General features: G+C 63.4%; 23 protein-coding genes and 5 tRNA genes. 8 read left to right on the top strand and 20 right to left on the bottom strand.

The annotated features are described in order from the left end of the window. From C2134_RS20575 to C2134_RS20555, 5 genes are all read right to left on the bottom strand, one after another. Positions 1-908: type VI secretion system Vgr family protein (locus C2134_RS20575; protein ID WP_146042241.1), on the bottom strand; the 908-nt coding region annotated here is incomplete at its 3' end. Positions 909-1,333: 425 nt separating this feature from the next. Then, positions 1,334-1,729: a peptide-methionine (R)-S-oxide reductase MsrB gene (msrB, locus tag C2134_RS20570; RefSeq protein ID WP_103321913.1), complete on the bottom strand. Its 396-nt coding sequence runs from the start codon at positions 1,727-1,729 to the stop codon at positions 1,334-1,336. A gap of 79 nt (positions 1,730-1,808) precedes the next feature. After that, entirely contained in the window at positions 1,809-2,450 is a 642-nt protein-coding gene (locus C2134_RS20565; RefSeq protein ID WP_103321912.1) for a histidine phosphatase family protein, read from the bottom strand. Between the two features lie 20 nt (positions 2,451-2,470). Continuing rightward, a complete protein-coding gene (locus tag C2134_RS20560) occupies positions 2,471-3,832 on the bottom strand; it encodes a deoxyguanosinetriphosphate triphosphohydrolase (protein WP_199180013.1) in 1,362 nt (453 codons plus the stop codon). A gap of 94 nt (positions 3,833-3,926) precedes the next feature. Next, positions 3,927-4,148, bottom strand: a complete 222-nt coding sequence (locus tag C2134_RS20555; RefSeq protein WP_103321911.1) for a YMGG-like glycine zipper-containing protein — start codon at positions 4,146-4,148, stop codon at positions 3,927-3,929. 314 nt (positions 4,149-4,462) lie between these two features. On the opposite strand from C2134_RS20555, the gene C2134_RS20550 reads away from it, so the two are divergent. Next, the gene (locus C2134_RS20550; RefSeq protein ID WP_233164408.1) at positions 4,463-5,032 is read left to right on the top strand and encodes a lysophospholipid acyltransferase family protein; all 570 of its coding nucleotides are present in this window, start codon (positions 4,463-4,465) and stop codon (positions 5,030-5,032) included. Positions 5,033-5,090: 58 nt separating this feature from the next. On the opposite strand, the gene C2134_RS20545 is transcribed toward C2134_RS20550, so the two are convergent. Both C2134_RS20545 and C2134_RS20540 read right to left on the bottom strand, forming a co-directional pair. Then, positions 5,091-5,651, bottom strand: coding sequence for a DUF1415 domain-containing protein (locus tag C2134_RS20545; RefSeq protein WP_043626662.1), 561 nt, complete (start codon positions 5,649-5,651; stop codon positions 5,091-5,093). 86 nt (positions 5,652-5,737) lie between these two features. Next, positions 5,738-5,941 (bottom strand): cold-shock protein, encoded by a 204-nt coding sequence (locus C2134_RS20540; protein ID WP_043626664.1) that lies wholly within the window; start codon positions 5,939-5,941, stop codon positions 5,738-5,740. 323 nt (positions 5,942-6,264) lie between these two features. On the opposite strand from C2134_RS20540, the gene C2134_RS20535 reads away from it, so the two are divergent. Next, positions 6,265-7,371 carry an HD domain-containing phosphohydrolase gene (locus tag C2134_RS20535; RefSeq protein WP_103321909.1) on the top strand — a complete coding sequence of 369 codons (1,107 nt, stop codon included), beginning with the start codon at positions 6,265-6,267 and terminating at the stop codon, positions 7,369-7,371. Positions 7,372-7,378: 7 nt separating this feature from the next. Here C2134_RS20535 and C2134_RS20530 read toward each other — a convergent pair whose 3' ends face one another. After that, a complete protein-coding gene (locus C2134_RS20530; protein WP_103321908.1) occupies positions 7,379-8,224 on the bottom strand; it encodes a dienelactone hydrolase family protein in 846 nt (281 codons plus the stop codon). A gap of 187 nt (positions 8,225-8,411) precedes the next feature. Between C2134_RS20530 and C2134_RS20525 the strand changes: the two genes are divergently transcribed. After that, a complete protein-coding gene (locus C2134_RS20525; protein ID WP_103321907.1) occupies positions 8,412-9,572 on the top strand; it encodes an HD-GYP domain-containing protein in 1,161 nt (386 codons plus the stop codon). Positions 9,573-9,578: 6 nt separating this feature from the next. On the opposite strand, the gene C2134_RS20520 is transcribed toward C2134_RS20525, so the two are convergent. From C2134_RS20520 to yjgA, 5 genes are all read right to left on the bottom strand, one after another. Next, positions 9,579-10,154 carry a hypothetical protein gene (locus C2134_RS20520; protein ID WP_233196523.1) on the bottom strand — a complete coding sequence of 192 codons (576 nt, stop codon included), beginning with the start codon at positions 10,152-10,154 and terminating at the stop codon, positions 9,579-9,581. Positions 10,155-10,180: 26 nt separating this feature from the next. Beyond that, complete coding sequence (locus tag C2134_RS20515) at positions 10,181-10,696, bottom strand: PaaI family thioesterase (RefSeq protein ID WP_103321906.1); 516 nt, start codon at positions 10,694-10,696, stop codon at positions 10,181-10,183. 61 nt (positions 10,697-10,757) lie between these two features. Further along, on the bottom strand, positions 10,758-11,726 hold the full coding sequence (locus tag C2134_RS20510; protein WP_103321905.1) for a YheT family hydrolase: 969 nt from the start codon (positions 11,724-11,726) through the stop codon (positions 10,758-10,760). Continuing rightward, positions 11,723-12,301, bottom strand: coding sequence for a molybdopterin adenylyltransferase (gene mog, locus C2134_RS20505; protein WP_103321904.1), 579 nt, complete (start codon positions 12,299-12,301; stop codon positions 11,723-11,725). Before mog ends, C2134_RS20510 begins: the two co-directional genes overlap by 4 nt. Next, positions 12,301-12,843 carry a ribosome biogenesis factor YjgA gene (yjgA, locus tag C2134_RS20500; RefSeq protein ID WP_043626687.1) on the bottom strand — a complete coding sequence of 181 codons (543 nt, stop codon included), beginning with the start codon at positions 12,841-12,843 and terminating at the stop codon, positions 12,301-12,303. Before yjgA ends, mog begins: the two co-directional genes overlap by 1 nt. 83 nt (positions 12,844-12,926) lie before the next feature. Between yjgA and pmbA the strand changes: the two genes are divergently transcribed. The 5 genes from pmbA to C2134_RS20475 all read left to right on the top strand — a co-directional run bounded on the left by pmbA (position 12,927) and on the right by C2134_RS20475 (position 17,614). Further along, positions 12,927-14,270 carry a metalloprotease PmbA gene (pmbA, locus tag C2134_RS20495; protein WP_103321903.1) on the top strand — a complete coding sequence of 448 codons (1,344 nt, stop codon included), beginning with the start codon at positions 12,927-12,929 and terminating at the stop codon, positions 14,268-14,270. Beyond that, positions 14,267-14,914 carry a DNA oxidative demethylase AlkB gene (gene alkB, locus C2134_RS20490; protein WP_103321902.1) on the top strand — a complete coding sequence of 216 codons (648 nt, stop codon included), beginning with the start codon at positions 14,267-14,269 and terminating at the stop codon, positions 14,912-14,914. The genes pmbA and alkB overlap by 4 nt, the downstream gene beginning before the upstream one ends. Before the next feature lie 3 nt (positions 14,915-14,917). Further along, positions 14,918-15,811, top strand: a complete 894-nt coding sequence (locus tag C2134_RS20485; protein WP_103321901.1) for a DNA-3-methyladenine glycosylase family protein — start codon at positions 14,918-14,920, stop codon at positions 15,809-15,811. A gap of 76 nt (positions 15,812-15,887) precedes the next feature. After that, positions 15,888-17,027 (top strand): patatin-like phospholipase family protein, encoded by a 1,140-nt coding sequence (locus tag C2134_RS20480; protein WP_103321900.1) that lies wholly within the window; start codon positions 15,888-15,890, stop codon positions 17,025-17,027. An 89-nt stretch (positions 17,028-17,116) separates the two neighbouring features. Continuing rightward, a complete protein-coding gene (locus tag C2134_RS20475) occupies positions 17,117-17,614 on the top strand; it encodes a disulfide bond formation protein B (RefSeq protein ID WP_103321899.1) in 498 nt (165 codons plus the stop codon). Positions 17,615-17,627: 13 nt separating this feature from the next. Here C2134_RS20475 and C2134_RS20470 read toward each other — a convergent pair whose 3' ends face one another. The 7 genes from C2134_RS20470 to C2134_RS20440 form a co-directional block, all read right to left on the bottom strand. Next, a complete protein-coding gene (locus tag C2134_RS20470) occupies positions 17,628-19,304 on the bottom strand; it encodes a CHASE2 domain-containing protein (protein ID WP_103321898.1) in 1,677 nt (558 codons plus the stop codon). Positions 19,305-19,313: 9 nt separating this feature from the next. Beyond that, positions 19,314-20,846, bottom strand: a complete 1,533-nt coding sequence (locus C2134_RS20465; protein WP_103321897.1) for a FecR family protein — start codon at positions 20,844-20,846, stop codon at positions 19,314-19,316. Positions 20,847-20,995: 149 nt separating this feature from the next. Then, a tRNA-Asp gene (locus tag C2134_RS20460) sits at positions 20,996-21,072 on the bottom strand. Positions 21,073-21,078: 6 nt separating this feature from the next. Further along, positions 21,079-21,155 (bottom strand) — tRNA-Val (locus C2134_RS20455). A gap of 25 nt (positions 21,156-21,180) precedes the next feature. Next, positions 21,181-21,257 (bottom strand) — tRNA-Asp (locus C2134_RS20450). A gap of 6 nt (positions 21,258-21,263) precedes the next feature. After that, a tRNA-Val gene (locus tag C2134_RS20445) sits at positions 21,264-21,340 on the bottom strand. A 25-nt stretch (positions 21,341-21,365) separates the two neighbouring features. Further along, positions 21,366-21,442: transfer RNA gene (locus C2134_RS20440), tRNA-Asp, on the bottom strand. Positions 21,443-21,448: the final 6 nt, after the last annotated feature.

Here is a 21,448-nt window from a genome sequence, read left to right as displayed (position 1 = left end):
TAGCGGGCGAGCTGTTCGGCGTCGCCGGCGTAATACAGGCCTTGCGGGTCGTAGTCCTGCAGGGTGGTTTGCAGCGCCGCGCCGTCCTTGCCTTGTTCAATGCGGCTTTGGTCGCCGACCTGCTGGGTGGACACCGGCTGGTAGTCGAAGGTGGCCAGCGCCACCTGGCCGGGCACGATCTGGCGGCGGCTCTGCCAGTCGGTCAGGCCGTCTTCGTCTTCGGTGGCGTCGCTGCGGTGGAAGCGCGCGCGCTCGATCTGGGCCGGCGGCAGGCTGTAGACGTCGTCGAACACCACCAGCTTGACCTGCGGCGAATCCCCGTCCACATGTTCGAAGCGCCAGGCATAGCCTTCTTCGTGCAGCAAGCGGACGATGAAGTCGTAGTCGCTCTCGCGGTATTGCAGGCAGTAGCTGCGCGCATCGGCCTGGCCGACTTGCATCGCCAGCGCCTGGCCGCGGGCGAAGGCGGGGTTGGCGGCCTGATGCTCCTGCAGGATCTGCTCGATGATCTGCGGGACGGTCAGGTCCTGGAACACGCGCGAGGTGCGGCGGTGGCGCAGCAGCGCCAGCGGCGGCTCGATGGTCAGCCGGTACTGGGCGAAGCCGCCGTCGGCGCCCGTCAGCTCCGCCTGGCTGACCACGCCGCAGCGGATGGACTCGCCGCCTTGCGCGTCCGCGATGCCGATGCGGGCCGGCTGGCCGAGCAGGGTCTTCAGTTCGATGGCGCCGTCGGGCGACAAACAGGTGACGGTGAAGCGGTAGGACCGGGACACCCCTTCCTCGCCGTCCAGCGCCAGCGGCAGCAGCTGCTCGGCGGCGATGCTGCCATTGCCGAGGGACAGCGTCAGCTGGCGGCGGTCCTGGGTGAAGGCGGAGGCGAAGCTGGCAAGGAGGGTGCTAAGGTCCATCGACTCTCTCACAAAAAAATACCCTCGGATGAGGGCGGGTAGCATGAAGCTTAAATTTTGTATCCTATCTCTTGACCTATGCCGATAACAACAGTGACTCCTTATGCAATGGCTAAACCTGTACTTACTGCCAGGTCGTGTTTGAGATTTTCATGTGTGAGCGAAGATGCCACCTGCCACTGCTTCTACTGGTAAGGCCGCCAGTCGGCTGAAGCTGTCGATGAACGGTTCAAAAACAAATGTCCGGTTCTGTGTACAGACCGGGCATTGCCGTTTTCCTAGGACAGGATTGCCTACTTGGGACGGGGTTCAATGAGGGTGATTCAGAAATAACAAAGGGCATCGCATGTAATGGCTATGCCCCATGTTGGAGCAATTTCAACTGTGTGCAAAGAGTGTGCAGTAACTTTGAAAACCTACAACACCTACAACTTAGTTTCCTTGAACGTCATGCACACGGAATTGATGCAATAACGTTCGCCGGTAGGTTCCGGGCCGTCTGGGAAAACGTGGCCCAGATGGGCGTCGCAATGGGAGCAGCGCACTTCCACGCGTACCATGCCGTGCGAGGTGTCGGTGATGCGGCGGATGTTGGCGCCGGCGGCTTCGGCGTAGAAGCTCGGCCAGCCGCAGCCGGAATCGAATTTGGCATCGCTGTGGAACAGCAGGGTGCCGCAGCAGACACAGAAGTAGTCGCCTTGTTTATTGTGGAAGTAGTGCTCTCCGCTGAAAGGCCGTTCGGTGCCGGCCTCGCGGGCGACGCGATATTGTTCCGGAGTCAGTTGGGCTCGCCATTCGGCGTCGGTCTTGTGAATGGTCATGGCATCGTTCCTTGGGCGTGTATGTCAGGCGGGGCGCGGGCCCGCCTCTTGTCCGTTTGTCGCCTGCGGGTCGTGTTTCTTACTGAATTTCGTCCAGCGCGCCGCTCAGGTGGGATTCGTCCGCCCAGCGCCGCAAGTCCCAGCCGCCGCTGCCGTAGTCCAGCCAATTCAACGCGGCATTGGGGATGGGGAAGTCGCGTTTGTCCCCCAGCGGCTTGGCGGTGGCGGCGCGGTAGACGATGTCCAGCACGCCGCCGTGGGTGACGATCAGCACATCCTGGCCGGAATGGCGGCTGGCGATATCGGCCAGGCTTTCCATTATGCGCGCGCTGAACCGGCGCAGGCTTTCCCCGCCCTCCAGATCGTAGTCCGGGTCGCGCGTCTGATGGCGTTGGTAGACATGGGGAATGCGCTGGGCGGCTTCGGCGTAGGTCAGGCCCTGCAGCGCGCCCATATGGCGCTCGCGCAGTTGCGGGGTGTAATGGGCGGCCAACTGCAGCTTGGCTTGCAGCGGCGCGGCGGTTTGGCGGGTTCGCGTGAGGTCGCTGACGTATAGCGCCTGGAATGACGAGGCGGCGCGGAAGGCTAGGGCCAGTTGATCGGCCTGCGCTAGGCCGGTGTCGTTGAGGGGGATGTCGGTGTGGCCTTGCAGCCGGTATTCACGGTTCCAGTCGGTTTCGCCGTGGCGAACCAGGCAGAAGCGGGTGACGGGCAGGGGCATTGTCGCCTTTCGCTATGCGTTTACAGGATGCCGACGCCGGACAGTTCGCGCGCCATATTGGCGGCGTAGTTGTCAGTCATGGCGCCGACAAAGTCCAGCACCTTCATATAGCCCTGATACAGGCTATCGTTGGTTTGAATATGGCGGTCCAGCAGCCCCATCGCCAAGTGTTCGCGCGGGGTCAGCCCTTTGCCGCCTTGGCTGATAAAGGCATGCACTGCCGGCACCAGCGCGTCGAGAATGGTGGCGATGCAGGGGTAGGAAGCCAGTTCCGTCACCAGCTTGGTGCGGTGGCGGTAGACCTTGGTGCTGGCCAGTTCCTTGGCTTGCAGCAGGGCGTTCTGCACCGCCGGGTCGCACAGATTGATCAGGTCTTTGGCCGGGAATTCGCCTTGCAGCAAAGAGCGCTGGTGCAGCATGAATTTTTCCGCCACCTCGGTCACGCAGCGGCCTATCGCCACGCCGCGCAGCGTGCCGCATTTCTGGCTGATGTCGTGCATGCCCCAGACGCGTTCGTGGTCGGAAAACCCCGAGAACAGTTTTTCGAACTCATGAAAATCAAGAATGCCGATTTCCACGGCGTCTTCCAGGTCCAGAATGGCGTAGCAGATGTCGTCGGCCGCTTCCATCAGATAGGACAGCGGATGTCGGCTCCATTGCAGCGGGCCGTGGCGCCGCAGGCCCAGTTCCGCCGCCACCCGTTCGAAGTAGGGTAGTTCGGTGCGGTAGATATTGAACTTGTCGCGTTCATAGGCCGGTTGCGCGTCGGCAGTCCACGGATATTTGATCAGCGTGCCCAGCGCGGCGGCGGTGAGCCGCATGCCGCCTTCGCCGGTGTACATTTCCAATGAGGCCAGCATGCGCAGGCCGTGGGCGTTGCCTTCGTAGGTTTGCACGTCGCGGATTTCCGCCGGACTGAGGCCATGCAACCAATGGGCGTTGCGGTCGGCGCGGAACCAGTCGCGCAGCGCGTCTTCGCCGGTGTGGCCAAACGGCGGGTTGCCGATGTCGTGCGCCAGGCAGGCCACTTGCACTACCGCGCCGATATCGTGCGGCGTGTAGCCGGCCGGCAGCTGGCCGGCATGGTCCAGCATCACGCCCACGCGGTTGCCCAGGCTGCGGCCTACGCTGGCGACCTCGACGCTGTGGGTCAGCCGGTTGTGAGTGTGGTCGTGCCGGGCAAGGGGGTGGACCTGGGTTTTGCGGCCAAGACGGCGGAAAGCGCTGGAGAACACTACGCGGTCGTGATCGATGTGGAAATCCGTGCGCAGGCCGGAGCCGCCTTCTTGGGTGGCCGGCGTATGGGTTTCTTTCACTTCGCCTTGGATGAGCTTGAAGCGGCGGGTGGAGAGCAGGCTCTCCCAGTTCATGGTTTGGCTCATGATGTGGCCCGGTGTGGATTTCATTCCGATGATATGTGCGGCCGCAATAAAACAAAAGAGCCAGCGGGGGCTGGCTCATGGGATTTTGGCCGGGTTAGCGGCTCTGGTGGCCGATGACGCCGCCAATGGCAGCGCCGCCCAGCGTGCCGACGGTGCCGCCGCCGGTCAGAACCGAACCCAGCACGGCGCCGGCAGTCGCGCCGATGGCGGTGTTTTGCTGGCGGTGGGTCATATTGGCGCAGCCGGACAGCAGGCTGATGGCGATCAGGGCGCTGGCGGCCAGGGACAGTCGGGTCGGGGTAGCGTGCTTGTTCATTGTGTGAATCCTGGTTGTGGGACTTATACCGTTTGGGCAGCAGGATGCGTCGTCGGTTCCGGCTTGTGTGTTACTGATTGTTATGGGTTGTATCAATATTTATTGATAATTCTAAACAATCACGGATAATGTGCCGGGAATGGTATTGTCATCGACGGAAAGCCATATCGGCTTCGCCACTTGCATGCTTTACTGAAAATGTCCCATCTAGTACATTCAGCCCTTTCCACGTGTCAGGCGGCTGCTCCCACGCTGGGGGCGGCGCGACGCGCGGTCTTCCAGCGCGCTGGGCGGCGCCATTGCTCAGGGTTGCCATGCATTTCACCATTTTCGATACCCCCATCATCCGCGACTTGTTCCGCTGCCTGTCCATCGCGCTGCTCAAACTGAGCGGGTGGAAGCTGCAGGGCGAATTCCCCAGACTGGACAAGTACGTGATGATAGGCGCGCCGCACACCAGCAATTGGGATTTCCCGATTACCCTGGGGCTATGCTTCGCTTCCCGCGCCAAGATCTACTGGATGGGCAAGCACACCCTGTTCAAAGGGCCCATGGGGCCGGTGATGCGTTGGCTTGGCGGCGTGCCGGTGATGCGGCATCAGAATAATTCGCTGGTGCAGCAAATGGTGGAGGTGTTCCAGCGCAGCGAACAGCTGGTGCTGGCGATTCCGCCGGAGGGCACCCGCAAGTCGGTGAAGGAATGGAAGACTGGCTTTTACCATATTGCGGTAGGCGCTGGGGTGCCGATCGCGCTGGCGTATCTGGATTACGGCCGCAAGGAAGGCGGCTTTGGTCCGATGTTCACACCCAGCGGCGATATCGAGGCGGACATGCCTAAGATTCGCGCCTTTTATGTCGACAAGCAGGGCCGTTATCCGAATTGAGCTTCCTGCCAGCAGATATAAAAACGCAGCCTGCGGGCTGCGTTTTTATTGGCAGGGATTACTTTTGCTCTGGCTTGGATGCGAACAGCGCTTTCCAGCCGGCCAGGCCCAGCGTTTGCAGGGTCTCGATATTGCGCTCGTAGATCGCTTCGGCCTCCGGAAACGCTTCCACCGCGCGGTCTATGCTGGCTTCGCGGATCAAGTGCAGCGTCGGGTACGGCGAGCGGTTGGTATAGTTTTCGATATCGTTGATCCCGGTGCCTTCAAACTGGAATTTGGGATGGAAGCTGGCTACTTGGATTTCGCCTTCCAGATTCAGTTCGGCCACCATCGCGTCGGCGATGTCGAGGAATTCGTTGAAATCGAGAAAGCGTTGCAGCACGCCGGGATGGACCAGCAGCGTGGTGTCGATTTCCTGCGGATCGGTGTCGGCCAGCAGCTTCAGTTCGGCGGCCAGTTCTTCCGCCAGTTGGCGGACGTCGCTTGCTTCGCTGACCTGGATGCGCACCTGGTTTTTGACATACACCGATTTGGCGAAGGGGCACAGATTGAGGCCGATCACGGCTTTTTCCACCCAGTCGCGGGTGGCGGCGATCACGGTTTCATGGTTGTCGGACATGGATGGCTCCGGTGGCGGGGCTGAAAATGCAAAAAACCCGGACGAATCCGGGTTTTCTCATCTGGTCGATGACCTCGCTAAGGAGATTACACCGGCTGGATGTTGGAGGCTTGCTTGCCCTTCGGGCCATCGACGATGTCGAAGCTCACGCGCTGGTTTTCAGCCAGAGTGCGGAAGCCCTTCGCGTTGATTTGGGAGAAGTGAGCGAAAACGTCGTCGCCGCCTTCATCCGGGGTGATAAAGCCAAAACCTTTGGAGTCGTTGAACCACTTAACGGTACCGGTTGCCATTTTGTTAATTCCTCAAAACGAGCAGTTGAATAAAAAGGCACGAAGATCAAGGGAAATGGCGACTGAGGTACGGCCTATGCCACTACGACAACTACACATCCACAACTTGAGCATCCTGCGGGAGGCATAGTGCCTCTAGTTTCCGTCCATGGCAAGCGTTTTCTGCAGAGGCCGTCTGTTTTTACGAATCTTTAATACCATTGATCAGGACATTTACATTTCCTGTATGTTTGCGACAACCGCAATGTTTGAATCAGGTAGATCATGCGCGGCGACGCCGGTTGCTTATACTGGATAGGTGAGGAGTGTCGGAGAAAGAACTTATGGCCATGCAGCCGGAAGTGCCGGAGATTATCGATCCCATCGCGTTTCAGGATTTCCGCGACGCGGTGTCCGATTACGCGCCGCAATTGGAGCAGCTGGTTTGCCAGCTGGGCGATGGCAGCCGCGATACGGAAAAAGTTGCCCAGTTGTTCCGCATTCTGCACAGCATCAAGGGCGATGCCAGCTTGTGCCAGGTGCACTTTGTCGAGCCTTACGTCCATGCGCTGGAAACCCTGCTGGACCGTATCCGGCAGAATGAACTGCATTATCAGGATGCGGTGGGCGATGTGCTGTTGCTGGTCACGGACCGGGTGGTGATGCTGCTGGACGATATGGCCAATGGCTTGCTGCCTGACGACAGCCTGCTCAGATCGCTATTGCCTTCGTTGGATAAACTGGCCGAGGCCAGCGCGGCCGAGCTGCCGCAGGCCTGTGCCAAGCTGGTGGCGCGCATGATGGGGCCGGCGGCGCCGCCTATGCCCAGTCCCGGCGCGGTGGCCAACGGTTTGGGCGGCCATTTGTTTGCCGATTTGCAGTTCTTCCGCTCATTGGCGATGCAGTTTGAGCAGCGGGTGCCGGAGTTCGCCGGACGCACCGAGCGCAATCTGACGCTGGCGCTGGAAATCAATCGGCTGGCGGAAAAGCCGTTGAGCATGGAGCAAGTGGCAGCCGCCGTTTATATGCACGATATCGGCATGCTGCTGTTGCCGGAATCGCTTTGGCTCAAAGCGGGCCGGCTGAGTCTGGACGACCGACGGCAGATGGCGTCCCACCCGGGCTGGGCGGGAGGATTGCTGGCGCGCATGCCGGGATGGGAGGAGGCCGCCCAAATGGTGCTGCAACATCATGAGTCGCAGGATGGCAGCGGCTACCCGGATGGGCTGAAGGGCGAGGAAATCTGCGATGGCGCCTGCCTGCTGGCGCTGGTGGACGCGTTCGAGTCGGTCACCCTCAAGCATGCCCAGCAGGGGCCGCGCCGCTCCATCTTGCGCGGCGTGGCCGAGCTGAACGCCTCCGAGCGTCAATTCCACCCGCTGTGGATGCAGCTGCTGAACCGGGTGGTGCGCAACCGGCTGGAAATGCGCACCATGGTCGGCGGACGCTGACCGCTGTTCAGCGCGCGCCGTGCCGGGCGAACCAGTCCAGCATCTTGCGCCAGCCATCCGCGGCGTCCCGGGCGTGATAGCTGGGGCGGTAGTCGGCGTTGAAGCCATGTCCGGCATCGGGGTAGACCACGATCTCGCTGTCCTTGCCGGCTTGCTTCAGCGCCGTTTGCATCTTTCCCACCGAGGCCTGCGGGATGCTCTGGTCCTGTCCGCCATACAAGCCCAGCACCGGCACCTCCAGCTGCGCCACTACATCCAATGGATGGCGCGGCGTATTGGCCGTGACGGGGCCTTCCAGCTTGCCATACCAAGCGGCGGCGGCTTTGAGCTGGCGGTTGTGCGCCGCGTACAGCCAGGTTTGGCGTCCGCCCCAGCAGAAGCCGGTCGCCGCCGCGCGCCGCAGGTCTGCGCCTTGGGCGCCGGCCCAGCGCCAGGTGGCGTCCAAGTCGTTTTGCACCTCGCTGTCCGGCACCTGGCTGACCAAGTCTCGCATCAGGGTGTCGATATCGGCAACCTCGGCCGGATTGCCGTGGCGGAAGTAGAGTTCCGGCGCGACGGCGAAGTAGCCTTGTTTGGCCAAGCGCCGGCATAGGTCCTGGATATGGGCGTGCACGCCGAAGATTTCCTGAATCACGATGACCAGCGGCAAGGGGCCTGCGGCGTTTTCCGGCTTGGCGTAGTAGCCGGGCATGGTGCCGCTGCCGGTGTCGATGGCGGGGATGCCGGTTTGAAGCGACTGGCTGTCGGTCAGAATGGCGCTGGCCGCTACCGGCTGCACTGCCAGGGCGAAGCCGAGGCTGCCGGCGCCCGTGAGGAAGTGCCTGCGATTGAGCGTGGTATGGTCCTGGGTCATGAATGCGCTCCTGTGTTGAGGTGGCTTGCATGAATCGGGTAAAAACTGCATAAAATGCTAGTGCTGGCTTTAAGACCAGCTTACGACACCTTCTATCGAGATTTTTCCTGGCAAGCATCGGGCCAGGCTGCGCCTGTGCAGGACAAGCAAGCTGGAGCCGTTCCGGCGTAACCAAAGCAAGTGAAATATGACGGATTCGTCGCCAAAGGTAAAACTGCCGCGCAACTTCGTGCGTCAAGGCCAACAAGTGCCGGTGGATATCTACGCCAAGAATGGCGTGTTGTTGTTGAAGAAAGGCCATTACGTTTTGACGGATGCCCAGCGCGACCGGCTGGGCCGGATGGGGCATGGCGACAGCGAAGAAGTGGCAGCTCGCTTGGAGCGGGAACGGCTGGAGCGCGCCGCGCAGCGGGAAAAGGAAGCCCAGCAGCTGCGCAGCAGCGCCAATCCGCTGCAGGAAATGGCTTTTCTTCAGCGTCGGGCTGAAGGCGTGCTGTTGCACGGGCTGGCGGTGCGGGATCTATCGGCCAGCCTCATGGACATGGCGGACAATCTCATCGCGCTGAGCCGGCGCCACCCCGACGGCGTGTTGGCCAGCGTTTTTTTGCTGCCGTTTCAGGACATCGGCAGCGCGCATAGCGTGCATGTCGCGGCCATCCTGGCGGTGCTGGGACAGCGGCTGGGCCTGTCCGACGAAGAACTGAGGCCCTTGCTGGGCGCGGCGCTGAGCATGAACCTGGCGATTACCGGCTTGCTCAATCAGCTGGCGACGCAGAAAGAGGCGCTGGATCTGCCGCAGCAGGAGGCGATGTTCGCCCATCCCGTGCTGGCCTCGGCCTTGCTGCGGGAAGCCGGCGTGGATGACGAGCATTGGCATAGGCTGGTGGTGCAGCATCACGAACGGCAGGACGGCGAGGGCTATCCGCTGGGATTGGCTGGCGACGAGATCGAGGCGGACGCCTTATTGCTCCAGATGGTCGATCTGGTATGCGCCTGCGTGCATCAGCCGCAGCCGCCGCTGCCGGCGCAGGTGCTGGGCAGCCTGTTCCGCGGCGAGCTGGGCCTGTTTCCGTCGCAGCACGTTTCGCTGCTGGTGAAGGAGCTGGGGGTGTATCCGCCGGGCAGCTTTGTCCGGCTGGCCAGCAATGAGGTGGCGGTGGTGACGCATCGCGGCGACAAGACCAACCAGCCGCGCGTGGCGGCCTTGCGCAAACTCGACGGTCCGCCCTACGTGGACCCCTTGCCGCGCGACACGCGGCAGTCTGCCTACCAGGTGCTGGAGCCGGCGCCGGCCGCCGCATCGGCGATCAAGCCGACCTATCTCTATCGCCTGTGGTACAAGCCCTGAGCCGGCTCAGGGCCGCGCCGCCTGGGCCTGGCTCAGCGGCCGTATCTGCACGGCGCTGAGATCTTCGACTTTCCATACCCGGCGCATGTGTCCGAAATCGCGCTTGCGCTCGTCGCGCAGCGCCACTTCCGGCAGGAAGGACATGTCCACCCACACCTCGCCCAGATAAACCGCTTCGTTCGATTCCAGATGGAACGGGGCGTTCAGCTTGAATTGCTTGATCTTCATGTCCGCGCCGAAGACGCCATCCTCCACCCAATGCGCCCAGACGCTGGACAGGCGATAGTCGCCCGGCGGCAGGGTAAGCAGCACCAGTTTGCCCTCCACCGGCGACATGCCTTCCTCGCCGAATACCGTGTCTGTGGTCAGGCTGGCGATACCCTGCGCCGCTTCGCGGCCTTGGGCATTGCTGACAGTCAAGCCCAAGGTAGCGCTATCGGGATTGAAGGCCCTGCCTACCAGCGAAACGACGGCATAGGCCTGGCCGGGCGGGGGCGTGAGCGAGCCGCGCAGCCTGTCGGCCATGGTGGTGCAGCCGGACAGCGCGACGAGCATGGCGACGAGAAAGGTGCGGCGGATCATCGTAAGTCCCGTGTTGAGCGGCCTGGCTAAGAGGCCCGCGTGTCGAAGATCATACAGGTGGTGGTGGCATGAGCGTACAGCTTGCCGGCCTCGTCTTGCAAATGGCCTTCCGCCGTGGCCATGCGGCCGCCGGCGTGGATCACCTTGCCGCGGCATAGCAGTTTGCCGTTGGCGGGCAATACGGCGCGGACGAAATTGACCTTCAGTTCCAGCGTAGTGTACGCCTTGCCGCGCGGCAGCAGGGAGTGGACGCTGCAGCCCATGGCGGAATCCAGCAAGGTGCTGATCACGCCGCCATGGACGCTGCCTATCGGATTGAAATGCGATTCGTGCGGCAAGAAGGAGAATTCGACTTCGCCTTGGTCTGCGCGGACGAAATGGAAGCCGAGCAGCTTGGCGACTGGCGGCGGCGCAATGCGGCCCTCGGCCATTTCGCGCAGATATTCGAGTCCGCTGAGTTCTTTCGCGGCGCTGGCGCCTATCATCGGATCGTCCCAGTGGACAGTCAGGCTGCGCGCTGCGACATCAGCTTGGGATGGCATGGATGCTCTCCTGGGTGGCAAGATCTCAAACTTGCCAGCCGAGGAGCGGGATCGTCAATCGTTATGACGTTTGGGCGTTGTGGTTTTGCAGATGCGGCTCGACAAAGGCCAGCACCCGCTGCGGCAGCCAGTCGATGCGGCCGGGGAAGGGGCCGGTGGCGAAGCCGACATGGCCGCCGTCGTCGGGAAAGTCCAGCGTTACGCTGGATGAGACCTGCGAGGGGTCGGGCAGGGCGCTTTCCGGCAGAAACGGATCGTTGCGCGCGTTCAGCACCAGCGTAGGACGGGCGATGTGTTTCAGCTTGGGCTTGCTGCTGGCCTGCGTCCAATAGTTCAGCGCTGTGCCGAAGCCGTGCAGCGGGGCGGTGACCAGATCGTCGAATTCGATGAAGGTGCGGGCGCGGCGCAGCCGGGCGTCGTCGAACAGGCCGGGATGGCGCTGCAGCGATTCCATGGCTTTGGGCTTCAGCGTGTCCAGAAACATCCGGGTATACAGCAGCTTGCCCAGGCCGGTGTCCAGCCGGGTGCTGGCGGCCACCAGGTCCAGCGGGGCGGAGATGGCGGCGGCGGCCAGCGGCAGCGCGGCCTCGCCCTCTTCGGCCAGATAGTTCAGCAGCATGCTGCCGCCTAACGATACGCCCACCGCCGCCAAGGCGGCGAAGCGGCTGGACAGCCGATGCAGAATCCAGCGGACTTCCGCCGCGTCGCCGGCGTGGTAGGCGCGCGGCAAGGGATTGTCCACGCCGCCGCAGCCGCGGAAATGCGATACCACGCCGTGCCATCCGCGCGCGGCCACCGCGTGCATCAGCGCCTTGGCGTAATGGCTGGCGCTGCTGCCCTCCAGGCCATGGAACAGCACCACCAGCGGCGCGCCGGGCTGGCCATCGACAAAGTCCAGCGCGATGCGCGCGCCGTCCGGGGTGTCCCACAGCTCGCGCCGGTAGCGCGGCGGGGCCAGCTTGACGGTCACGGCGGGCCAGATGGTTTGGGCGTGGCCGCCGCGCAGCCACGATGGCGCGCGGTAGTTCATGGCGCAGGCTTGATGGCGGACTTGGGACGGAAGGCTTTGACCACCGACTCGTGGGTTTCGATATACGGCGCGCCTATCAGGTCCAGGCAGTAGGGCACGGCGGCGAAGATGCCGGGCACCTCCACCTTGCCGTCGGCGCCGCGCAGGCCTTCCAGCGTTTCCTGAATGGCCTTGGGCTGGCCCGGCAGATTCAGGATCAGGCTTTGCTTGCGGATCACGCCCACCTGTCGCGACAGGATGGCGGTGGGGACAAATTTCAGGCTGATCTGGCGCATCTGCTCGCCAAAGCCCGGCATCACGCGGTCGGCTACCGCCAGCGTGGCGTCCGGGGTGACGTCGCGCGGGGCGGGGCCGGTGCCGCCGGTCGTCAGCACCAGTTGGCAGCCCTCGTCGTCCACCAGCGTTTTCAGCTCGGCTTCGATGCGCGGCTGCTCGTCCGGTATCAGCCGGGTGAGGGTTTCAAACGGGGTGGCGAGGGCGCGGGCCAGCCAGTCTTGCAGCGCCGGCAGGCCCTTGTCTTCGTAGACGCCCTGGCTTGCGCGGTCGGAAATGGAAACCAGGCCAATCTTCAGCATTATTCTTCGTCCTCATCCTTTTGCCACAGCCGCGGCTTGCCCGGCTCCGGAATCAGCGCCTTGATTTCCTGGTACAGCTGGCGGTAGGCCTTGGGAGCCTTGTTTTCCTGCAGTTCCTTGCGCGCGTTGCGCATCAGCGTGCGCAGCTGCTGCGGATCGCCTTCCGGGAAGGCGGCCAGGAAGTCGGACAGCGCCTTGTCGTCGGCCATCAGCTTTTCGCGCCAGCGCTCCAGCAGGTGCTGCCAGGCGATGTGCTCGGACGATTCGCCCTTGAGGATTTTCAGGTATTCGCGGATCGGTTCCGGATCGACGTCGCGCATCAGCTTGCCGATGTACTGCATCTGGCGGCGCAGCGCGCCGTTGGCGGTAAAGCGTTTATAGTCCAGTACGGCGGTGAGCAGATCCTCCGGCAGCTGCATCTTCTTCAGCGTGTCCTTGGACAGCTCGACCAGCTCGCGGCCCAGGTCCTGCAGCGCGTCCATATCGCGCTTGCGCTGGGACTTGCTGACGAAACCATCGTCGTCGTTCTGGTAGTCGGTCATTGTTGCTAGGTCTCACTCGGTTTTCAAGGCTGGTATGATACCGGAAAAGGCCGCCGGCCGTTTCCACTGTTCCGAAAGATACTATGGCAGACAAAACATTCAGTTTCAGTCCCGACATCTTGAACGGCATCGCTGACCGCGTGCTCGAGCTGGCTCGTCAGCATGGCGCCAGCGCCGCCGAGGCTGACGTTTCAGAAGGTATCGGCCAGACCGTGAGCGTGCGCTTGTCCGAGGTGGAAACCATCGAATACAACCAGGACAAGGGCGTCAGCGTCACGGTTTACCTGGGACAGAAGAAGGGCCATGCCAGCACCTCGGATTTTTCCGACCTGGCGCTGTCCGATACCGTGCGCGCCGCGCTGGATATTGCCCGCTATACCGCGGAGGACGATTGCGCCGGCCTGGCCGATCCGCAGCTCTTGGCCGACGACCTGCCTGACCTGGACCTGTACCATCCGTGGCAGCTGCCGGTGGAGCAGGCCATCGAACTGGCGCGCCGCTGCGAGGACAGCGCGCGCGCCGTGGATGCGCGTATCCGCAATTCCGAGGGCGCCAGCGTGTCGGTGCAGGCCAACCAGTTTGTCTACGCCAACAGCCATGGCTTCCGCGGCGGCTTCTCCAGCAGCCGGCACAGCCTGTCGGCGGCGGTGGTGGCGGAAGAAAATGGCGTGATGCAGCGCGACTACTGGTATTCAGCCGCGCGCCATCGCGATGATCTGGCGCCGGTGGAGGAGATCGGCCGCATCGCCGGCGAGCGCGCCGTGCGCCGCCTGGGCGCGCGCCGGGTCAAAACCGGACAGTATCCGGTGCTGTTCGAGGCGCCGGTGGCGATGTCCTTGCTGGGCCACCTGACCGCGGCGATCAGCGGCGGCAATCTGTACCGCAAATCGTCCTTCCTGCTGGATGCGCTGGGCAAGCCGGTGATGGCGGCCAAGGTGACGATAGACGAAGACCCGCTGATGATGCGCGGCCTGGCCAGCAGCGCCTTCGACAACGAGGGCGTGGCGACGCAGTCGCGCCGCTTGGTGGATGGCGGCGTGCTGCAGGGCTACCTCCTGTCCAGCTATTCCGCCCGCAAGCTGGGGATGCAGACCACCGGCAACGCCGGCGGCGCGCATAATCTGGTGGTGCATTCCACCGGCGAGAGCGTGGCGGAGCTGCTGAGCCAGATGGGCAGCGGCCTGCTGGTGACCGAGCTGCTGGGCCAGGGCGTCAACACCGTGACCGGCGACTACTCGCGCGGCGCGGCCGGCTTCTGGGTGGAAAACGGCGTCATCGCCTACCCGGTGGAGGAGATCACCATCGCCGGCAATCTGCGCGACATGTTCCTGAATATCGAGGCCGTCGCCAACGATACGCTGGACCGCGGCGGCCGCCGCATCGGCTCCGTGCTGGTCGGCGGCATGATGGTGGCCGGCGAGGAGTGAGCGGCAGCCTGTTTGCGCCGGCGGATGAGCCTTGGGCGGAGCGGCTGTCGTCCGGCACCGTGTTGCTGCATGGCTGGGCCTGCGCTGGCGATGCGCCGCTGTGCGCGGCGGTGGAGGATGTGTTGCTGCAATCGCCGCTGCGCGGCATGGTCACGCCCGGCGGGCAGCGCATGTCGGTGACCACCGCCAGCTGCGGCGAATGGGGCTGGGTATCCGACCGGCGCGGCTATCGCTATTCCGCCGTCGATCCGGACAGCGGCCAGCCCTGGCCGGCCATGCCGCCGCCTTTGCGCGAGCTGGCGCGCGGCGCGGCGGCAGAGGCCGGCTTCGCGGGTTTCGATCCCGACGCCTGCCTGATCAATTGTTACCTGCCCGGCGCGCGCATGGGCTTGCATCAGGACAAGGACGAGCGCGATTTCAACGCGCCCATTGTTTCCGTGTCGCTAGGCTTGCCGGCGGTCTTCCTGCTGGGCGGCCTGCGCCGTGCCGACCCAAGCGCCCGCATCCTGCTGCAGCACGGCGACGTGCTGGTGTGGGGCGGGCCCGATCGCATGCGCTTCCATGGTGTGCAGCCAGTCAAGCCGGGCTGTCATGCCTTGCTGGGCGAGCGCCGCATCAATCTGACCTTCCGCAAGGCCCGCTGAATCATGCCTGTCATCGATTGCGATATTGCGCTGCCGCCTGGCTTCCGCCCGCAGGACATCCTGGCGTTTCATCGGCGCGATGGCGAGCGGCTGGCCGAGCAGGTGGACGGCGATGGATTGAAAAAGGGCCTGCTGTGGCAGGGCCGGCCGGCCTGTCTTGACCTGCGTTTCCATGATGGCCGGGCCGCGCTGCGGCTGGCGGTGGATGGCGAAGCAGGCGACGCCGGGCAACTGGCAAGCCTGGGCCGGCGCATGCTGGGCCTGAACCAGCCGGTAGAGGCATTTGAAGACCGTTACCGCGGCCACCCGCAGCTTGGCGCGCTGATCGCCGCCCGCGTCGGCCTCAGGGTGCCGCAGACGGCCACGCCGTTCGAGGCGCTGGCCTGGGCCATCACCGGCCAGCAGATCAGCGTGGCGGCCGCGGTGACGCTGCGCCGGCGCATGCTGCTGCTGTGCGATTGCCGCCATTCTTCCGGGCTGCTGTGCCATCCGGACGCGGCGCGGCTGGCGGCGCTGACGGCGGATCAACTCGGCGAGTCCGGTTTCTCGCGCGCCAAAAGCCGCGCCTTGCTGGCCCTGAGCCAGGGCGTGGTCAGCGGGACGCTGCCGTTGGATGACTGGCTGGATGGCGTGCCGGCCGACGACATCGCCGAGCGCTTGCTGGCGGTGCCGGGCATCGGTCCGTGGACGGTCAGCTACGCCTTGCTGCGCGGCTACGGCTGGCTGGATGGCTCGCTGCATGGCGATGTGGCGGTGCGCAAGGCGCTGGGCATGCTCTTGGGCATGGCGGATAAGCCAGATCAGCAGCGGACGCAGGATTGGCTGCGGGATTTCGCCCCCTGGCGCGCGCTGGTGGCGGCGCATTTGTGGGCCTTGCTGCAGGCGGGCGGCTTCTGAGCGATGGGCTTGCTGCTGCGCTGCGTTTTTGACTATCTCTAATAGAACAAATAAGTCGTTCGGAAAGAGGCAAGTCATGCGCAGGCCGAGCAAAATCGGTTTGGTATTGTCCGGCGGCGGCGCGCGCGCCGCTTATCAGGTCGGGGTGTTGCTGGGCATTTCCCGGCTGTTGCCCGACCCGGAGCGCAACCCTTTCCCCATCATTTGCGGCACGTCGGCCGGTGCCATCAACGCCGTGGCGCTGGCGTCGGGCGCCGGCAACTATCATCTGGCGGTGACCACCCTGGCCAAGGTGTGGAAGCAGCTGCACATTCAAGACATCTACGACGCCAGCACGCTCTATTTCGCCAAAACCTTCCTGCATTTTGGCCTTTCGCTGCTAAGCGGCGGGCGCGTCTGGCGCAATCCGCAGAGTTTTCTCGACAATGCGCCGCTGCGCGGCTTGTTGGCGCGGATCATGAATTTCGACGACGTGGACCGCTCCATTCATAGCGGCGCCCTGCAGGCCTTGGCATTGACCGCATCCTGCTACACCACAGGCATGTCGGTCACGTTTTTCCAGGGAGCGGAGACGCTGGACGAGTGGTCGCGCTATCAGCGGCAAGGCCTGCGCGAATGCATCGGCCTGGATCATGTGATGGCGACCTCGGCCATTCCGCTGATCTTCCCGTCGGTGAAAATAGGGGAGAAGTTTTATTGCGACGGCGCGGTGCGCCAGTTGTCGCCCTTGTCGCCGGCGCTGCACCTGGGCGCGGAGAAGCTGTTCGTGGTGGGCTTGGCCAGTCAGCGGCCCGATACGATAGAGCGGCGCAATGTCGGCTCCTATCCGCTGCCGGCCCAGGTGTTCGGCCACTTGCTCAACAGCGTGTTCATCGACAGCATGGCGGTGGACATGGAGCGCTTGCAGCGCGTCAATCACACGGTTTCCCTGCTGCAGGATCACGCCGAGCTGGCCTGCCGGACCTCGCTGAAGAAGGTGGAGATTTTCCAGCTGAATCCCAGCAAGTCGCTGGAGGGCATTGTTTACCGCCATACCGATCTGTTTCCTCCGGTATTGCGCTTCATCATGAAGGGCACGGGCGGCACTAAGCAGCGCGGCACCGCCTTGGCCACATATCTGCTGTTCGAGCCTGGGTACTGCCGCGAGCTGATCGCCCTGGGCTACCATGACGCGCTGGATCACAAAGACGAGATCCGGGCTTTCCTGGAATTGTGAGCATCCGGAACTTTGCCAAGCTGCCCCAATCTGAGCTTTTCCGTTTACACTGCGTTACTCGCAAGACATATCAGGAAAGGCTAAGGGGCATGGGTTTGAATATCAGCAACCGGCAAGGGTTTCTATTGGTGGCGGCGGCTTGCGCCGGCGCCATCGGCTTTGCGTTGTTCGCGCAATATCAGCTGGGCGAGGAGCCTTGCCCGCTGTGCATTCTGCAGCGCATAGGGGTGATGGCGGTGGGCGTCTGCGCGCTGCTGGCTGCGCTGCATAATCCAGGCAGAGCCGGCGCCAGGGTATGGGCGGGCCTGGTGACGCTGTCCGCGCTGGCTGGCGGCGGGGTGTCGGTGCGCCAGCTGTGGCTGCAAAGCCTGCCGGCGGACCAGGTGCCGCAATGCGGGCCGGGGCTGGAGTTCCTGATGGAGTCTTTCCCCTTGTGGGAGGTGCTGTCCAAGGTGCTGAAGGGCAGCGGCGAGTGCGCGGCGATCCAGGGCCGTTTTCTCGGCATGACCATGCCGTTCTGGGTGGCGGTGTTCTTTGTGGGCGTGATTGTCTGGACGCTGTGGCTGGTGAGCCGTCGCCGCGGTTGATGGTCGGCCCGATTCAATCCTGCAGCGCGGACGTATCGTCCGCGCTTTTTTGCGCGCTGGCGGTCTGCTGCGCCGGATAAAGGCTGACGCGATTGCGGCCGCTGCGTTTGGCTTCGTACAGCGCCTGGTCGGTATGTTCGAATAGCGTGCGGGTGCTGTCCGCCGCGCCTGGAATGCAGGCGCAGACGCCTATGCTGCAGCTGACCGTGCCTAGCGGGCTGGCCGAGTGCGGCAATTCCAAGGCCGCCATGTGGCCAAGAAAGCGCTCGGCGGCCGCCATGGCCTGTTGCGCAGTGCTGGGCGTGATCAGCACGCCGAACTCCTCTCCGCCCAAGCGCGCCGTCAACTGGCCTTTCTGGTTGAAGCAATCTCGCAGCGCGCGCGCCACTTTCCGCAAGACTTCGTCGCCGGCGTAATGGCCGTAGTGGTCGTTGTATTTCTTGAAATGGTCGATGTCGAGGATGATCAGCGCCAGCGATTTTTGTTTCTGCCGGCATTGTTCGAAGGCATGGTTGAATGCCTCGTCGAAATGGCGGCGGTTGTGCAGCCGCGTCAGTCCGTCGGTGAAGGCCAGGGAGAACAGCCGGGCCTGGCCGCTGACGTAGCGCAAAGTGCCGCTGAGCAACAGCAGCATGGCCACCACGCTGCCGCCTACCCACAGAGAGGCGAAATAGAGCAGGGCGGCGGAGCTGAGCAGCACCGCGCCGGCGGCCAGCGCATAGCCGGCCAGCAACTTTGGCGCGCGGAGCCGGCGCGACAACAGCCAGTCGAACAGGCCCAGCAGCAGCGCGCCCAGCAGGCATTCCCGCCACAGCGGCATGGGCCGCATCAGCTGATGGTTCAGCAGGCCGTGCACCATATAGGCGTCGATTTCCACGCCGGGCATGCCGGCATTGTTGACCGATACCGGCGTCGGTTGCTGATTGCCCAAGCCATTGGCGGTCACGCCTATCAGCACGATGCTGTCGTCGAACAAGGCGGCCGGCAGCCGGTTGAGCGCGTCGCTGTACGAAATCAGATGAAAAGGCTGGGCGCCGCTGCTGAATGGCACCATGACCAGATCGCGCCGCAGCCAGGCCTGGCCGGGGCGAGGGGGCTGGGCCGGGGGGATCGCTTCGCGCTGGCCGCTGGCGACGTCGCGAATGGCGGCCGCGAAGCTAGGGTAGCGCGGCGCGCCTAGCCCGGCTCGCAGATAGACGCGGCGGATCGCGCCGTCCTCGTCGCGCTCGTAATCGGTATGGCCGAGTCCGGCCATGGCCCCCGCGATGACAGGCAGCGGACGCGTTTCCAGCAGTTGGCCGCTGCGCAATTCCGGAAAAACCGGGCCGACCACTTTGCCGTTGCGGCGAATGGCATTGGCCAGATAGCCGTCCGCTTCGGGATGGTCGCGCGAGGGTTCGGCGATGGCGATATCGAAACCGACGGCGCGCGCGCCGCCCAGCTTGTCCAGCAGTTGGGCATGGAAGGCGCGCGGCCAGGGCCAGCGGCCCAGCTCGGACAGGCTCTTTTCGTCTACGGCGATGACGATGAGGTTCTGTTCGGGGCCGTGAAACGGATTGTTTCTTGTCAGAACGTCATACCACCAGAAATCCAGCCGCCCCAATAATTGGCTGGCGATCAGCAGCAGGGCGAGCAGGGCGAGCAGCAGCGGGGCCGCCCTGCTGTAGCGGGATATCTGGAAGGAGCGCATCGTGTGATTTTACGGCAAAAACACAGTGGAATATCGCTCTTTGGCATGATATTCGCCGTCGCCGTCCACCAGTATGGTAACGATGAAATGGCCGCTTGGCAGGCGCAGCAGCGACCAGGCCGGTTCGGCGGCGCTTTGCTGCCACACGATGCGCTCGGGCGCATCCGGGCGGGCCAATTGCAGCGTATAGCGCGCGTTGGCCAGCGGGTAGCGCCGCGATTGCAGCTTGCGATCGCCTGGCAGGCCAAGCCTGTACCAGGGATCGATGCGCACTTCCTGGGTATTGCCGTAGGGGCCGGGCTGTCCCTGCTCATTGAGCGAGGCCAGCCGCCAATACCATTTGCCTTTGTTCGGCACATTGAGGGCGAAGGCGCTCTGTTCCACCCTGCCTTGATGCCAGATGTCGGTGAAGGCGGGGTCGCGAGCCACTTGCAGCCAGCCGGGGCGCTCCGGGCTGGCGCTGCTGCCTATCCATAGCGTCTGGGCGCGCTGGCTGGTGCGGCAGCCGTCGTTGAAAACTAGCGGCGGCAGCGGGCTGGCTTGCAGCGTGAAGACGCGGGAGGCGTCGAAACCTTCAATGCCCAGCTCATTGCGCGCGCGCACGGTCAGCACGTAGCTGCCGTTTTGCGGGAGTTCCGGGTAGAAGCGCGCCGCATCCGTGCTGCGGCTGAATAGCTGCTGCTGGGTTTTCGCATCGGACAGCGTCAGCTGATAGCCTGCTTCGCCATGCTGTTTATGCCATTCCAGCAGCGGGGGGTTGAACGGGCTGGTGGTGATCATGCCTTCCAGTTGCGGCGGCTGGGGTAGGGCTGCCGATTGCTTGCCGTCGCTGCGTCCGCCAAATCCGGCCGGAATGTCCATGCTATCATCGCCGGCTGCCAGGTTGACCTTGCCGCGCAGGACTTCGGCGGCGGTGTCCTTGTCATTCAGGCTGCGCACGCGGAATTCGGTGCCGCGCACGGTGGTGACGGCGGACGGGGTGTAAATCTGATAGCGATTCGGCATCAGCTGCTTGGGCACTACCGCATTGCTGGCGGAGCCGCGATCCAGCTGGTTCAGCGACTGGATGGCGCCGGTGGTCGGGTAGAACACCTGTTTGCCCAGCGTCAGCTGGCTATTGGCGCCCAGTTGCAGTGTCGAACCATCTGCAAGGCGCAGCTTGAGGGTGGCGTCCTGGCCGGTGGACAGCCGGGTGCCGGCAACAAGATGCAAGCCGGTCGAGGCTTTCAATGTTTGCCCATCGGGGCCTTGGATGCTGACGGGTCCGGACAGGGCATCAATGGTGACGGCGGATTCGTTATGGCGGGTCCAGCTGTATGGCACTCGCAAACGGCTGCCTGGCGTCAGCCGATAAGGATTGGCGATGCCGTTTTGCTGTTGCAGTTTGGGCACATAGGCCGGGGAAGTCAGGTGTTTGGCTGCAAACGACCATAGCGTGTCCCCGGATTGAACGGTGTATTGCCATGTAGGCTCGTCCGCGCCGGCACTGGCCCAGGCTGCGTGGCTGCTCAGGCACAACGCCAGCAGGGCTGTCTTGTTCATGTGAAATCTCTTGATGTAAATTTTTAAAAGTCTAATAGTATTCCCAGCTACTAAGCATTTTGCAACCTCTATATGCCGATGAAGTGGCGTGGGGGGGGCGAGATGGGGCTGGAAATGCAAAAAGCAGCCCGAAGGCTGCTTTTTGGCATTGGCGGAGTGGACGGGACTCGAACCCGCGACCCCCGGCGTGACAGGCCGGTATTCTAACCAACTGAACTACCACTCCGTGTTTTGGTGGGCGGTACTGGACTCGAACCAGCGACCCCTGCCGTGTGAAGGCAGTGCTCTACCAACTGAGACTAACCGCCCAAAACTCGGTACTGCTTAATGCTGTTGGCGGAGTGGACGGGACTCGAACCCGCGACCCCCGGCGTGACAGGCCGGTATTCTAACCAACTGAACTACCACTCCGCTGTTTGGTGGGCGGTACTGGACTCGAACCAGCGACCCCTGCCGTGTGAAGGCAGTGCTCTACCAACTGAGACTAACCGCCCGAAAATCGGTACTGCTTAATGCTGTTGGCGGAGTGGACGGGACTCGAACCCGCGACCCCCGGCGTGACAGGCCGGTATTCTAACCAACTGAACTACCACTCCAACCGT

The sequence above is a fragment of the Chromobacterium sinusclupearum genome, from assembly GCF_002902845.1.
Lineage (GTDB): Bacteria > Pseudomonadota > Gammaproteobacteria > Burkholderiales > Chromobacteriaceae > Chromobacterium > Chromobacterium sinusclupearum.
The sequence above is the reverse complement of the archived record's forward strand: the minus strand, read 5'-3'. Positions and strand labels throughout refer to the sequence as shown.

Excerpts from the sequence above, each read along its gene's own strand:
- msrB (WP_103321913.1), bottom strand. The coding sequence starts at position 1,729 with ATGACCATTCACAAGACCGACGCCGAATGGCGAGCCCAACTGACTCCG.
- C2134_RS20565 (WP_103321912.1), bottom strand. The coding sequence starts at position 2,450 with ATGCCCCTGCCCGTCACCCGCTTCTGCCTGGTTCGCCACGGCGAAACC.
- C2134_RS20560 (WP_199180013.1), bottom strand. The coding sequence starts at position 3,832 with ATGAGCCAAACCATGAACTGGGAGAGCCTGCTCTCCACCCGCCGCTTC.
- C2134_RS20555 (WP_103321911.1), bottom strand. The coding sequence starts at position 4,148 with ATGAACAAGCACGCTACCCCGACCCGACTGTCCCTGGCCGCCAGCGCC.
- C2134_RS20550 (WP_233164408.1), top strand. The coding sequence starts at position 4,463 with ATGCATTTCACCATTTTCGATACCCCCATCATCCGCGACTTGTTCCGC.
- C2134_RS20545 (WP_043626662.1), bottom strand. The coding sequence starts at position 5,651 with ATGTCCGACAACCATGAAACCGTGATCGCCGCCACCCGCGACTGGGTG.
- C2134_RS20540 (WP_043626664.1), bottom strand. The coding sequence starts at position 5,941 with ATGGCAACCGGTACCGTTAAGTGGTTCAACGACTCCAAAGGTTTTGGC.
- C2134_RS20535 (WP_103321909.1), top strand. The coding sequence starts at position 6,265 with ATGGCCATGCAGCCGGAAGTGCCGGAGATTATCGATCCCATCGCGTTT.
- C2134_RS20530 (WP_103321908.1), bottom strand. The coding sequence starts at position 8,224 with ATGACCCAGGACCATACCACGCTCAATCGCAGGCACTTCCTCACGGGC.
- C2134_RS20525 (WP_103321907.1), top strand. The coding sequence starts at position 8,412 with ATGACGGATTCGTCGCCAAAGGTAAAACTGCCGCGCAACTTCGTGCGT.
- C2134_RS20520 (WP_233196523.1), bottom strand. The coding sequence starts at position 10,154 with ATGATCCGCCGCACCTTTCTCGTCGCCATGCTCGTCGCGCTGTCCGGC.
- C2134_RS20515 (WP_103321906.1), bottom strand. The coding sequence starts at position 10,696 with ATGCCATCCCAAGCTGATGTCGCAGCGCGCAGCCTGACTGTCCACTGG.
- C2134_RS20510 (WP_103321905.1), bottom strand. The coding sequence starts at position 11,726 with ATGAACTACCGCGCGCCATCGTGGCTGCGCGGCGGCCACGCCCAAACC.
- mog (WP_103321904.1), bottom strand. The coding sequence starts at position 12,301 with ATGCTGAAGATTGGCCTGGTTTCCATTTCCGACCGCGCAAGCCAGGGC.
- yjgA (WP_043626687.1), bottom strand. The coding sequence starts at position 12,843 with ATGACCGACTACCAGAACGACGACGATGGTTTCGTCAGCAAGTCCCAG.
- pmbA (WP_103321903.1), top strand. The coding sequence starts at position 12,927 with ATGGCAGACAAAACATTCAGTTTCAGTCCCGACATCTTGAACGGCATC.
- C2134_RS20485 (WP_103321901.1), top strand. The coding sequence starts at position 14,918 with ATGCCTGTCATCGATTGCGATATTGCGCTGCCGCCTGGCTTCCGCCCG.
- C2134_RS20480 (WP_103321900.1), top strand. The coding sequence starts at position 15,888 with ATGCGCAGGCCGAGCAAAATCGGTTTGGTATTGTCCGGCGGCGGCGCG.
- C2134_RS20475 (WP_103321899.1), top strand. The coding sequence starts at position 17,117 with ATGGGTTTGAATATCAGCAACCGGCAAGGGTTTCTATTGGTGGCGGCG.
- C2134_RS20470 (WP_103321898.1), bottom strand. The coding sequence starts at position 19,304 with ATGCGCTCCTTCCAGATATCCCGCTACAGCAGGGCGGCCCCGCTGCTG.
- C2134_RS20465 (WP_103321897.1), bottom strand. The coding sequence starts at position 20,846 with ATGAACAAGACAGCCCTGCTGGCGTTGTGCCTGAGCAGCCACGCAGCC.